The organism is Flavobacterium sedimenticola (assembly GCF_030053345.1).
Classification (GTDB): Bacteria; Bacteroidota; Bacteroidia; order Flavobacteriales; family Flavobacteriaceae; genus Flavobacterium; species Flavobacterium sedimenticola.
Genome location: NZ_JASGBP010000006.1, coordinates 26,568 through 39,889 on the forward strand (window position 1 = coordinate 26,568; position 13,322 = coordinate 39,889).

Sequence of the window (13,322 nt, forward strand, 5' to 3'; positions counted from 1 at the left end):
TTTTGTTATTGAGGTGTGTTGGTTGTCGGTTTGGGCTCCTCTTTTTTCTTTTTGTTCCAAAGCCCTTTCAACAAGTCGTTGGCTTTGGTTTTCACATCCGTTTTCACATCCGTTTTGGTGGTATCGGATTTGGGTTTGGTTGCGTTGGAGATAATTGAATTCACGGCATCTTTTCCGCCCGAAACCAATTTATCTTTTTGTTGCTTTACCAAATTATTCACCAAATTGGTGGTGGCTTGTTTGACATCGGTAGTCACTTTCGGATTGCTGAACGTACCGCCCAGAATGGCATTTATCGGAACACTCTCTACTTTTTTGGCATCGGCCGGCGATAACTTTGCAATCAAATTGTTGGCCTCTGTGCCCAAATATTTGGCCGGCACATCCAATTTCAAATTGTAGTTCATATTTTGGTCAAAACCATGCGTTCCGCCAACGGTCACTTTGATGTCTTGGTATTTTAAATCGAATGGTTTTACGTTGACTTTTCCATTGGTAAAGGTCACCGCTGCTTTTAGATCGTTGAGGTTTAGTTTTTTCAAATCCACAAAATTCAGTTTGTCGTCCAAAGCCGTCAGCAAGGTTGAATTACTCGAATTGACAGTGGTTGAAAGCAATTGTCCCAACAAATCACCGGATACACTATTCAATTCCGGCGTCATTTCGGTCGCATTCAAATTGCCCGATAATTTGATTTTAGAGTTCAGTTTTCCGTTAATCACGCCGGCTATCGGCGCAATTTTTTTCATCATTTCTAATTGGGTAAAGGTTTGCATGATGTCGACACCGTTCAACCCTAAATCCATATTAAATTTCGGGGTTTTTTCTTTGGTGGATACATCGCCGTTAAACGCAATCGAACCCCCGAAAATATCGGTTTTTCCGTTTTCTAATGTGGCTTTTTGGTCTTTAATGATAATCTTTCCGGACACATTCTTCAAGACCAGGTTATCGTACAAAACGGTATTAGCTTTAGCGGTAAGCGAACAGTTTAAAAATGCCGGAATTTTCATTGGCTCCTTGGCTTTGGTCTCTTTTTGGGCATCGGCCTCGGTGGTCATAAAATCGTTAACTGCCAATTGGTTCGAGTTGAGGTTGAAGTTTCCTTTCAACTCTTGGTTCTTAAATACAAAACCATAGAAGTTTTCCAACACACCATTTACCGCCAAATCGGTTTTTCCGGTTACGGCGTTGAATTGTTTCAGATTTACGCGACTCGGGTCGAAAGACACTAAAGCGCGACTGATTTTCATGGTTTTGCCGTTTTCATCAGTGTAATTAAAACCGGTTAAATCAATGGTTCCTGCATTTTTGATACGGGCGTAATCGCTTTTTTCTACCGATTGCATGTCGAATTCGGTTTTCACATCGGCTTTTAACACTCCGGTTAACGGTTTGTCTAATTTTACCGGATAAGCTTTAGTAACATTCGCCAAGTTGATTGTGCCTTTGAGTTCGGCATTCACCAGGGCATTTTCAGCTACGTTTTTGATATTGGCTTTGGCGTTAAACACATCTTGGTCAATTTGAAACGATAATTTATCCAAATTCACATAGGTGTCGTTCATTACACCGGTTTCGTTGATGATTCGGGTATCAATCACAATATTCTGTACCGATTTCGGTAAGTTCGGATATTGGAACGAAGCGTTATTCGAGGCAATTTCCACATTGAATTTCGGCACCGTAGTATCGGTTAATTTGCCTTTCGCAAAACCGGTTACGGTGAAATCGCCACTGGTTTTTACGTCTTTCAAGTTGCTCGAATATTGGGCCGGAATCAACCCTAAAAAGTTTTTAAAGGAAGAAGTCGGTGTTTTAAAAGTCAAATCATACACTTGCCCGTCTTCCGCCATTTGAATGAATCCGTCAAATTGCAACGGCAGTTCGTTGATTTTGGCTTCGTTTTTCTTGAAGGTATACCTGCTTTGGTCTAAGTCGATTCCGAGCACGGCATCTAATGAAATCGCTACGTTTTTCATGTAGTTCACTTTGTCCATGTCAAGGGAAACTTTGGTCTTGGTTTTGGTTACCAAATCCAATTTAGAAGCGGCAAAATCACCCGTGCCTTCATGGTTGATGCTGTCCAAAACCATTTTGATTTTCGAACGTTCGTCGTAGTATTTGAATCGGAAGTTTTCCACCGAATATTCTTTGATTTTCAGCGAAAGCGGCTTGCTCTTACTGTCGTCGGCCTGCTTTTCTTCTTTCAAAGCAATATCGAAATTCCCGATACCGTCTTTGTTGAAAATGATATTGATTAAACCGTTTTTAGTAGCAATACCATCAATTTGCATCGGTTCGTTTTCACTATTGAATAATTGTCCGATAGCCATTTTGAGATTCAACTCGTCAAAAGCCACTAGAGTATCACCGGCAAACGGCGCTTTGTTGATGATAGTCAACTTTTCGATGTTCACGCTGGCATTCGGAAAGTTTTTAAACAAACTTAAATCGGCATCGGCAAAAGCGACTTTGGCATCGACTTTTTCGTTTATGGCTTTTTCGATTTTGGCTTTGATTTGATCTTTAAAGAAATAAGGAATGGCAAAAGCGGAAACCACTAAAAGTACCAAAACAATCCCGACAATTTTTAAGATTTTCTTCAACATAATGAGGCAGATTAAGTTACGACTTGACTAAACAAAAATAATGCCTTTTCGGAATAAAACGGTTATTATTTAGGGAAGTTTTATGATTTGCAAACGGTATCGTTTTAGGACAAAATTTATTAACAGTAGGCTTCTTTTTGCCGTTAGTGTGAAATAGTTTTAGTTAATTTGTGCTTCTATGAATAAGCAACACCAAGTCATTTTATCGTTGGGTACCAACCAAGGCAACCGACTCGAAAACATCGAGCGCTGTCTGTCGGATTTGCACAACGAAATAGGAACGATTATCCGAGTTTCCAAATTATACGAAACAGCGTCTTGGGGATTTGAAAGCGCCAAATTTTACAACTGTGCGGTGGTGATGCACACCCATAAATCGGCGCATCAATTGCTCGAGGAAGTATTGATTTTGGAGGAAGCGTTGGGGAGAGTTCGAGAAAACACGGAAGGCTATCAGCCCCGAATTATTGATATTGATGTGATTGCGTATGACGAAGAAATTATCGCATCTGAAAAGTTACAAGTGCCGCATCCCGAAATGCAAAACCGTTTGTTTGTGTTGTTGCCCATGCGCGATTTAAACCTCGATTGGCGTCATCCCATTTTGCAAAAATACTTACACGAATTGTTAGTGCTTTCCGAAGATAAAAGCAATTGTGTGGTCGTGCAAAATCTCGAAATACCCATTAACACCATCAAACTCGACCATTTTAATTATATCGCTATTGAGGGGAATATAGGGGCCGGAAAAACCACATTGACCAACAAGTTGGCCGAAGATTTTAACGCCAAAACGGTTTTAGAGCGTTTTGCCGACAACCCGTTTTTACCGAAATTTTACGAAGATCAAAGTCGGTATGCCTTTCCGTTGGAAATGTCCTTTTTAGCCGACCGCTACCAACAAATTTCCGATGATTTGGCGCAGTTCGATTTGTTTAAGGATTTCATAGTGGCCGATTACCATATTTTTAAGTCCTTGATTTTTGCAAAAGTGACTTTGGCTGAAGATGAATATCGGTTGTACAAAACCATGTTTGATATCATTTATAAAGAAATGCCGAAGCCCGATTTGTATATTTATTTGTATCAAAATACAGAACGGCTTTTGGAAAATATCAAATTGCGCGGCAGAAGTTACGAGCAGGAAATCCCGGCAGAATACCTCGAACGAATCAATAATGGCTACTTAGATTACATCAAATCGCAAACCAACCTTAATGTTTTGATTATTGATGTTACTCACAGGGATTTTGTGAACCATCAGGAAGATTATGTGTATGTCTTGAACCAAATCAGGGATAAAATACAATAGCTTATCGCAGCATCGAGAAATGCCCTCTGATTTCGGGCGTTTCACGGTTCATTTTTGCTACAAACCAATAATCGGTAGAAGGCAACAGTCGACCGTTATAGGTTCCATCCCAAAAAAGATTCTGCTGATTCAGCACCGTGATTAGTTTGCCGAAACGATCAAAAATTTTCACTTCAGCCTCCGGAAAAAAGGAAAGTCCTTTGATAAACCAAACATCATTTACAGCATCACCGTTCGGCGTGAAAAAGTCGGGAATAGAGACCACAATAAAGGGTTCGTCATCAGTTCCGCAACCATTTCTTTCTCTGACATAAGCCCTATACAATCCTCCTTCATTGACCCAAAACGTATTGGAAGATTGGTAGATGATCCCGTCCAGCGAATATTCGAAATCGCCTTGTTGGGTGGTGTTTATGGTGACTTGTAAGTCGTTTACCGTAACGGAGGCAATAACCGGTTGTGTATTGTAAGCAATGGTAAAATGTTTGGTTTGGGTACAATTCCCGGGAGCCGGAGTGGTTATCTCCACCGAGTAATCCGTTAATCCCATGGTGGTAATGGTTTGAGACGTTTCTCCGGTAGACCAGAGGTAGGTCATGCCCGGATTTCCGGCGCTCAGGGTTATATTTTGACCTTCGCACAGCTGATAACTTTCATCTGAAGCATCAGGCACGGGATAAACATTGACTGCGACGGCAGCTCTGTCGGAAAGGCAATTGTTATAATTGGCTTCAGCATAAAAAACAGTGTCTTGATTGATATTAGGTACCACAAAATGAGTTCCCAAAAAAATAGGATTGGTACTGGTGGGACTATCGTACCAAAACAGTATTCCCGAGGTAGTGGCCACATCAATTACCATATAACTTTGTTCGCACATATAGTACGGAGAAGTAACGGTTAACACCGGTTTTGGGGTTACAAAGGCAGTGACCGGAACACGAGAGCTGTCATTGCATCCGGGATAACCGGCGGCGGCATAAAAAACAGTAGTGACAGCAATACTTGGTGTAGTGAAACTACTCCCTGTAGCTATAGGTGTTCCACCTGTTGGTGTGGGATACCAATTAACAATGCCCGTGTTTGAAACCGCTTGCAAGGTAACGCTGCCGGTTCCACAACGTGTCGCGGTACCGGTAGCGGTGATGGAAGTAATGGTCAGTGTTGTGCTGGTGGCGATGTGTAAAATAGGATCACCGGGCATGCCGCCATATTCTACAATATATCCTTTAGGTTGGTAACTTCCGCTGGGATCTCCGGTATTGGAAAGATCATTCCACGAACCTAAGATGCCCACGCCGGGTGCTGTAATATGGGCGTAATCTTCCCCGTTGAAGTCATTGGGTTCTCCTGAATTCCAAAAGGCAAAGTTGTTGGTAAAACCGGTAAAATTTCCGTTCCAAAAAACGGTGCCGTTTTCCGGCCCGGTCATCCATTTCCAGATGCCTTCGGTTTCACTATCACTACCGCCAATCCAACCCGCACCGGTGTTTTGTTCACCGGCAATTTGAGCTTCTTCCGGGGAGGTTAGTGTTGCCAAATAGCCCTGTAACCCGTAATAAGTACTATTTTCGGCTGCAATTTTAGCGTCGCTCCAGGTAATCCCGAGATTTGGAATGTATAAATAATAATGCCCGTTAGACGGCAGGTAATTGGCTTGTCCTACCGTAATGGAAAAGTTTCGAATTCCCGTTGGATTGGCAGCGGTTGAAGAAAACTCAATGTCTTCGATAGCCAATTCTAATTGGGTATAGGTAGGCTGAGATGTGGTCCCGGTTAGGGTTAACGTTCCGGTAACGCTATTCCAATTGGAAGTAACATTAGGGTGATTTCCGGTTACCGTTAAGATGTCGGCACCGGCATCGTATCCGGAGGAAATTTGAATGTAAATGGCGTCGATTCCGGCATCGTCGGGATCGGTAATGGTCATGTCGGTTACAATCTTAACAGCAGTTCCCGGACAGTAAATTTGGTTTCCGGTAGCACTAAGGTATGGAGCAACATTAGCTTGGCTCCACGAAAGGTGAAATCCAAAAACGAAGAAGACAGTTACTAAGACCCAACGGTATTTCTTTTTCATGCGCTAAAATTACAGAAAAATAAGGTTATTGCTTTTCTGAAAGGTCTTAAATCGATGCTAAATTAACGCAACAATGCAGCTGAGTTAGGGGATCATTTTATGAAATAAGTCCCAAACCACTATACCGGCACTCACAGAGACGTTCAAAGAATGCTTGGTTCCTAATTGTGGTATTTCAATACTACCGTCGCATAGTTCAATCGCTTTTTGAGATACGCCGTATACTTCATTTCCGAAAACCAAAGCGTATTTCTCGCCTTTCACTACTTTAAAATGTTGAAGTAAAACAGCATCTTCTACTTGTTCAATGGCCAAAACTTTGGTGTTTTCCTGCTTGAGTTTTTGAATCACTTCCGTAACTTCTTTTTGGTATTCCCAAGCTACGGTTTCTGTGGCTCCTAAGGCGGTTTTGTGGATTTCTTTGTGAGGCGGAACAGCCGTAATGCCGCATAAATATATTTTTTCTATCAAAAATGCATCTGCAGTCCTGAACACAGAACCAATATTGTGAAGACTTCGAATATCATCCAGAATTATAATTAAAGGGGTTTTCTCGGCCGTTTTGAAATCGGCTACCGATTTTCTCTCTAATTCTTTATTTTCTAGTTTACGCATGTTGATTTAGTAAAAAGACGTTGTCGATGATGTTAAAGATGCCGTCCATTTGTTTCGGATGCCGCAAAGATATTCAAAAAAAAAATCCCGAGCTGACTCGGGACTTTTCGAATTTATAATTAAGTGTTCTTAACTTTTGGTAGGCTCAACTTTGTTTTCTAAAGGCAAAACAGTTCCTTTAATAGTAAGTACTTTAGTTTCCTGACCAACAGCATTTGATTTAACGGTTACTGTTTTAGTGAAAGGTTGTCCGGCTCTTGAAGTATCATATTTCACCCCAATAACACCTTTTTCACCCGGTTGGATTGGTTTTTCAGGTTTTGTTGGAACGGTACACCCGCAAGAACCCTGAGTACTTTCAATAATTAACGGTTTATTTCCGTTGTTTACAAACACAAACTCTCTTTTTCCATCAGAATTAGCCGGAATGGTTCCGTAATCGATGGTTTCATTTTCAAATAACATTCCAGGGCCATCTACTTTTGGGGTTTCAATTTTAGCGGTTTCTTTTTTAACGGCTTTTTTAGCTGTTTGAGCATTTGATGTAGCCACACCAAAAATAGCTAAGGCAGCAAGTACAATTATTTTTTTCATTTTTTAAAGTTTTTAAGTTTATAAAGCAAATCTATTTAAAATATAAAATGAGCTCTTTTTTTTTGCCTTAATATTAAATTAATTTTTTTTCAGCCGGCAATTAGGGTTAAAATATTTAAATTCGCTTTCTCATAAATTTAATTCGAAATCCATTGTCAGCCAAAGAGAATAAAGTAAAAGAAACGCCTCTAATGAAGCAGTATAACGAGATTAAAGCGAAGTATCCCGACGCTTGTCTCTTGTTTAGAGTAGGTGATTTTTATGAAACCTTTGGTGAAGATGCTATTCGTGCTTCTAAGATTTTAGGCATTGTTTTAACCAAACGAGGTGCCGGCTCTGATACCGAAACAGCATTAGCAGGATTTCCGCACCATTCTCTTAATACCTATTTGCCGAAACTGGTTAAAGCCGGTTTACGGGTGGCCATTTGCGACCAACTCGAGGATCCCAAAATGACCAAAACCATTGTAAAGCGTGGGGTGACCGAGTTGGTAACTCCGGGTGTTGCCATGAATGATGAGGTCTTACATGCTAAATCGAACAATTTCTTAGCCTCGATTTATTTTGGTAAAAGACAGTTAGGCGTGGCTTTTTTAGATGTCTCAACCGGAGAGTTTCTAACTGCACAAGGCCAAGAAGAATATATCGACAAGCTCTTGCAAAATTTCAGTCCGAGTGAAATTTTGATTCAAAAAAACAATAAAACACAATTCAAAGAGGCTTTCGGCGAAGATTTCAATGTGTTTTATTTAGAAGATTGGGTGTATAAAGAAGATTATGCCAAAGAATCTCTTTTAAATCATTTTCAAACCAACTCGTTAAAGGGATTCGGCATCGAAGAATTACAAGACGGAATCATCGCTTCGGGTGCTATTCTCTATTATTTATCCGAAACCCAACATAACAAACTGCAACATATTGCTAACATTCAGCGGATAGCCGAAGATGCGTATGTGTGGATGGACCGTTTTACCATTCGCAATTTAGAGTTGTACCACAGTCATTCTCAAAATGCGGTAACACTTTTAGATGTGATTGATAAAACAATTTCTCCTATGGGTTCGCGTTTACTCAAACGCTGGTTGGCGTTGCCGTTGAAAGACATAAACGCCATTAGGAGCCGGCACGACGTGGTTTCGTATTTGAAAGACCATCAGGAAGTTCTTCAAAAAATACAATACCAAATCAAACAAATTTCCGATTTGGAACGTTTGATTTCTAAAGTAGCTACCGGAAAAATTTCGCCACGCGAAGTTATTTATTTGAAAGAGTCGTTGGATGCCATTATTCCGATAAAGACTATTGCTTTGGAAAGTCCGCAAGAAGCAGTTCGCGTGATAGGAGATAATTTGCATGCTTGTGATTTGCTTCGCGAGAAAATAAAAAACATACTCAACCCGGACGCGCCCGTAGCGATTGCTAAAGGAAATGCCATAGCGCCCGGCGTTCATGCCGAACTCGACGAATTGCGCAGTATTGCCTTTTCGGGTAAAGAATATTTGGAAGGCATTGAAGCTCGGGAATCGGAACGCACCGGAATTTCATCCTTAAAGATATCCTTCAATAATGTATTCGGTTATTACATTGAGGTTCGAAATACCCATAAAGACAAGGTGCCGGCCGAATGGATTCGCAAGCAAACCTTGGTCAATGCCGAAAGGTACATTACGGAAGAACTCAAAGAGTACGAAACAAAGATTTTAGGAGCTGAAGAAAAAATTCATCAAATCGAGAGCCATTTGTTCGAACAATTGGTGGTTTGGATTGGTACTTACATTAAGCAAGTACAACTCAATGCAACCCTGGTAGCACAATTAGATTGCCTAACCTCTTTTGCCCAGTTGGCCATCGAGAATCAGTATGTTTGTCCGGTTTTGGATGATTCCTTTGAGTTGGAAATTACCAACGGTCGTCATCCGGTTATCGAAAAGCAGTTGCCTGTTGGTATTCCTTATGTGGCTAACGATGTTTTTTTGGATCGGGAAACCCAACAAATTATTATGATTACCGGACCCAACATGTCGGGGAAATCGGCCATATTGCGTCAAACCGCTTTGATTGTGTTGTTGGCGCAAATGGGAAGTTTTGTGCCGGCTGAGAAAGTAAGGATGGGTGTAGTGGATAAAATTTTTACCAGAGTTGGGGCCAGTGATAATATTTCTATGGGGGAATCGACTTTTATGGTAGAGATGAATGAAACGGCTTCCATCTTAAATAATATTTCGGAGAGAAGTTTGGTGTTATTGGATGAAATTGGTCGCGGAACCAGTACGTATGACGGTATTTCGATAGCCTGGGCGATAGCCGAATTTTTACATGAAAATCCGTCCAAACCCAAAACACTTTTTGCTACGCATTACCATGAGTTGAATGAAATGACCGAACTCTTGCCGCGCATTCAAAATTACAACGTGTCGGTAAAAGAGTTAAAAGACACCGTACTTTTCATCAGAAAGTTGGTCAAAGGCGGAAGCGCACACAGTTTCGGAATTCATGTGGCAAAAATGGCCGGGATGCCGCAAATGGTGATACAAAAGGCTCAAAAGCTTTTGAAGAAGTTGGAGAAGAATCACTCGAGTGATGCGTTAAATACTATAAAATCCACTAAGGATGGCTCGGGTCTAAAAGGCGAACAGGCGCAGCAAATGCAGCTTAGTATTTTCAGTTTAGACGACCCGTTATTGGAAGAAATCAGAGAAGATATCGTCAATCTCGATATCAATACACTAACACCCGTTGAGGCTTTGATGAAGCTCAATGAACTCAAAAGAATGTTGCTGAAAAAGTAGGCCTCATCGGTTAATTTTGCTAATCAGGGAATTAGAATTTCATCGCGTTTTTTTTCTAAAAAAGGTTTGTATAATTCAATTTTAGTGTTACATTTGCATCCGCAATACAGCACAAGTGTTGCAGTTCTTTAAAAAAATGCACGCGAAAATAGCTCAGTTGGTAGAGCGCAACCTTGCCAAGGTTGAGGTCGCGGGTTCGAGCCCCGTTTTTCGCTCTAAACCAATGCTCGAGTGGTGGAATTGGTAGACACGCTGGACTTAAAATCCAGTGAACAGTAATGTTCGTGCGGGTTCAAGTCCCGCCTTGAGTACAAAAGCTTCAAACAATGTTTGGAGCTTTTTTTGTTATAACACTTTAGTATACGCCAATGGGTACCTTTGTCATCAGTAAACGCCATAATGGTTTTTATAAATTTGAATTTGTTTCTCGAAAAGGGAAGCCTGTTTTTACCAGCATCGATTACGAATTGCGCTTTGAATGTGAAGAAGCCATTGCGTTTTTCAAAGCGCATGTGGAAGCCTATCAGTTTCTGAAATTTAAAACGGCTAAAGGGAAGTGTTTTTTCAGACTCATTTATCAAGATGTTTTGTTGGCGGTAAGCAGAAAGTACTCCACCGAACTGATGTTACAGAAAGGGATTCGGGAAATTACATTATACGCGGATAAAGCAGAGATTTTAGATTTTTCCGGAGCCGATATTTTTTCCGATAATTAGAAGATAGGAATTACATAAATAAAGAAAGCCACGCTTAGCGTGGCTTTTAATCTTTTTAAAAATAATTAGTTGCTAATTATTTTTTTTCAGCTGGAGCAGCAGCGTCAGCAGCAGGAGCAGCAGTAGTGTCAGCAGCAGCAGCAGTAGTGTCAGCAGCTGGAGCAGCAGTAGTGTCTGCAGTAGCTTCTACAGCAGTTGTATCAGCAGCAGCAGCATCAGTAGCCTCAGCTTGTTTACAAGATACTACTGTTAAAGCAGCAACAACAGCTAAACTTAAAAATACTTTTTTCATCTTACTTAATTATAAAAGGTTAATTATTAATTCGAGGCAAAGATATAAATTTTTTTATTCGGAAAAACTTTTATTTAACTTTTTTTAAAAATCTCTATTTTGCTTCGCTTTTTTACTTTACAAGTATCGTGCCAAAACTTAAGATAAGCTTAATTTTTTTTCTTCGGCGCTATAATTTTCATTTCCTTAATGAGATTATCGGCTCCGGCAAATTTATCCACAATGAATAAAACGTAGCGAATGTCAACCATAATATTGCGACAAATATCAGGCGAATAGTAGATGTCGCTCATGGTTCCTTCCCAAACACGGTCAAAATTCAAACCAATTAAATGGCCATTGGCATCCAAAGCCGGACTCCCCGAATTACCCCCGGTGGTGTGATTGGTAGCAATAAACGCTACCGGCATTTTTCCTTTGGAACCATATATGCCATAATCTTTGGCATTGTATAAGTCGATGAGTTTTTTGGGTACATCGAACTCATAATCCCCCGGGATGTATTTTTCCATTACACCGTCCAAGTAGGTAAACGGTTCGTATACTACAGCATCACTAGGTTTGTACCCTTTAATTTTGCCGTAGGTCACACGCAAAGTACTATTAGCATCCGGGAAAATTCGGGCCGATTTCGGACTCAACTCTAAAATGGCTTTCATGTAGGTGCGTTGGGTGGCAATATTTCTGAGGTTAATCTCATCGTATTTGGGCGCTACCGATTTTAAATAACCGTCCGCCATCGCTTTGATTACTTTAAAGCCGCTGTCTTTGTTTATTTTTTCTAAAACCGTTTTCGAATCGCCGGTGAGTAATTCTTTGATTTTATCATAGCTTACCAATTGTGACGTCGAAAAAATTTCGGAAGCCAAAGCACTCGCATCGCTGTTTTCCAAACTACTCGGCAAGAATTGTTTCGGATATTTTTTTAGGTAAATAGCAAACAATTGTTCAAATACTTTTTGATCTACAGCCGGACTAAAGTCTTTGTAAAAATCGCCCAAACCATTGATTAAATTATTTCTTCGGTCGTTAAACGATTGCTCGCCTTTCGTATTGTACAATTGTTCCAGCTGATATAACTTGTAGCCTAAGGTTAAAATTTCGGTATTGCGCAATGCAATTTCAGTGAATAAATCACGAGCCAAGGCGTATTCTCGAATTTCAGTGTAATTCTTTTCAAAATCCGACAATAGGTTGCCGTATTCGGCCTGTTTCCCTGCGGCAATCACTTTTTGTTGAAAATCTTTTTCAAATTGTTGCTTCACCGCAACCGCATTTGATTTCTTCAATCCTTTGGTTTCACCAATCCATTTTTTCCAATAGTTGGCTACGCTGGCATATTTAGAGGCATACTGAATTTTAATGGCGTTGTCTTTTCGCATGAATCCGTCCTGCACTTTCAAAGCCGCATCTCTTACTTCTATTTTAGCCGGATTCAAATCGGTTATAATTTGATTCACCGCTACAGACGGCAAATATTCCTGGGTTCTGCCCGGATATCCCATCACCATGGTAAAGTCGTTTTCTTTTAATCCCTTAACCGAAATAGGGAAAAAATGTTTCGGTTTGTAAGGGACATTGTCTTTGGAATAGGCTGCCGGTTTGTTATTTTTATCGGCATAAATTCGGAACAATGAAAAATCACCGGTATGGCGTGGCCACACCCAGTTGTCGGTATCAGAACCGAATTTACCAATGGAGCTCGGCGGCGCCCCCACCAATCGCACATCGCGATAGGTTTCGGTCACAAATAAAATATACTGATTTCCGTCATAAAAAGTACGAATACTGTTTTCCTGCCACGATTCTTTTGGCAAAGATTTGTTTAAAATACTGATGTTTTCCTGAATCTTTTTTTGCTTATCAGCCTCAGCGGTCATACCCGAAACACCTTCTAAAACTTTAGCTGTCACATCTTCAATGCGGACAATAAAGGTTACAAACAGGTCTTTGTTGGGTAATTCATCTTCCATTTTATACGCCCAAAAACCGTCTGTTAAATAATCGTGTTCTAGTGTGGAATGACTCTGAATGTTGTCAAATCCGCAGTGATGGTTGGTCAGAATTAAGCCTTTATCCGAAATCACCTCGGCCGTACAGCCACCGTCAAAATGCGGTACCGCATCTTTTAAGCTGGAGTGGTTCACGGCATAAATGTCGTCGGCACTGATTTTCATGCCCAAATTTTTCATTTCTGTTTCGTTCATTCCCTTTAACAAAGAAGGAATCCACATGCCGCCTTGTTGAGCCGATGCCTGAACAAATACAAATAAGAGGAGCGTTTTTAAAAATTTCATAAGTAAAGATTTGAA

General features: G+C 40.5%; 9 protein-coding genes and 2 tRNA genes. 5 read left to right on the forward strand and 6 right to left on the reverse strand.

All coding sequences use genetic code 11. The features are described from left to right. Nucleotides 1-5: 5 nt before the first annotated feature. Nucleotides 6-2,612 carry an AsmA-like C-terminal region-containing protein gene (locus QHT84_RS09980; protein ID WP_283239421.1) on the reverse strand — a complete coding sequence of 869 codons (2,607 nt, stop codon included), beginning with the start codon at nucleotides 2,610-2,612 and terminating at the stop codon, nucleotides 6-8. A gap of 178 nt (nucleotides 2,613-2,790) precedes the next feature. Between QHT84_RS09980 and folK the strand changes: the two genes are divergently transcribed. Continuing rightward, complete coding sequence (folK, locus tag QHT84_RS09985) at nucleotides 2,791-3,924, forward strand: 2-amino-4-hydroxy-6-hydroxymethyldihydropteridine diphosphokinase (protein WP_283239422.1); 1,134 nt, start codon at nucleotides 2,791-2,793, stop codon at nucleotides 3,922-3,924. 1 nt (nucleotide 3,925) lies between these two features. Here folK and QHT84_RS09990 read toward each other — a convergent pair whose 3' ends face one another. From QHT84_RS09990 to QHT84_RS10000, 3 genes are all read right to left on the reverse strand, one after another. Beyond that, a complete protein-coding gene (locus tag QHT84_RS09990) occupies nucleotides 3,926-6,004 on the reverse strand; it encodes a T9SS type B sorting domain-containing protein (RefSeq protein WP_283239423.1) in 2,079 nt (692 codons plus the stop codon). An 84-nt stretch (nucleotides 6,005-6,088) separates the two neighbouring features. After that, nucleotides 6,089-6,619, reverse strand: coding sequence for an RNA methyltransferase (locus tag QHT84_RS09995; RefSeq protein ID WP_283239424.1), 531 nt, complete (start codon nucleotides 6,617-6,619; stop codon nucleotides 6,089-6,091). A 129-nt stretch (nucleotides 6,620-6,748) separates the two neighbouring features. Next, the gene (locus tag QHT84_RS10000; RefSeq protein ID WP_283239425.1) at nucleotides 6,749-7,213 is read right to left on the reverse strand and encodes a DUF1573 domain-containing protein; all 465 of its coding nucleotides are present in this window, start codon (nucleotides 7,211-7,213) and stop codon (nucleotides 6,749-6,751) included. 152 nt (nucleotides 7,214-7,365) lie between these two features. Between QHT84_RS10000 and mutS the strand changes: the two genes are divergently transcribed. The 4 genes from mutS (at nucleotide 7,366) to QHT84_RS10020 (ending at nucleotide 10,718) form a co-directional block, all read left to right on the forward strand. After that, nucleotides 7,366-10,002, forward strand: a complete 2,637-nt coding sequence (gene mutS, locus QHT84_RS10005; RefSeq protein WP_283239426.1) for a DNA mismatch repair protein MutS — start codon at nucleotides 7,366-7,368, stop codon at nucleotides 10,000-10,002. Nucleotides 10,003-10,144: 142 nt separating this feature from the next. Continuing rightward, nucleotides 10,145-10,217, forward strand: a tRNA-Gly gene (locus tag QHT84_RS10010). Nucleotides 10,218-10,227: 10 nt separating this feature from the next. Next, nucleotides 10,228-10,313 (forward strand) — tRNA-Leu (locus QHT84_RS10015). Nucleotides 10,314-10,370: 57 nt separating this feature from the next. Continuing rightward, a complete protein-coding gene (locus tag QHT84_RS10020; protein ID WP_283239427.1) occupies nucleotides 10,371-10,718 on the forward strand; it encodes a DUF1508 domain-containing protein in 348 nt (115 codons plus the stop codon). A 76-nt stretch (nucleotides 10,719-10,794) separates the two neighbouring features. On the opposite strand, the gene QHT84_RS10025 is transcribed toward QHT84_RS10020, so the two are convergent. Both QHT84_RS10025 and QHT84_RS10030 read right to left on the reverse strand, forming a co-directional pair. Then, nucleotides 10,795-11,010 (reverse strand): hypothetical protein, encoded by a 216-nt coding sequence (locus tag QHT84_RS10025; RefSeq protein WP_283239428.1) that lies wholly within the window; start codon nucleotides 11,008-11,010, stop codon nucleotides 10,795-10,797. A gap of 149 nt (nucleotides 11,011-11,159) precedes the next feature. Further along, entirely contained in the window at nucleotides 11,160-13,307 is a 2,148-nt protein-coding gene (locus tag QHT84_RS10030) for a S46 family peptidase (protein ID WP_283239429.1), read from the reverse strand. Between the last annotated feature and the right edge of the window lie 15 nt (nucleotides 13,308-13,322).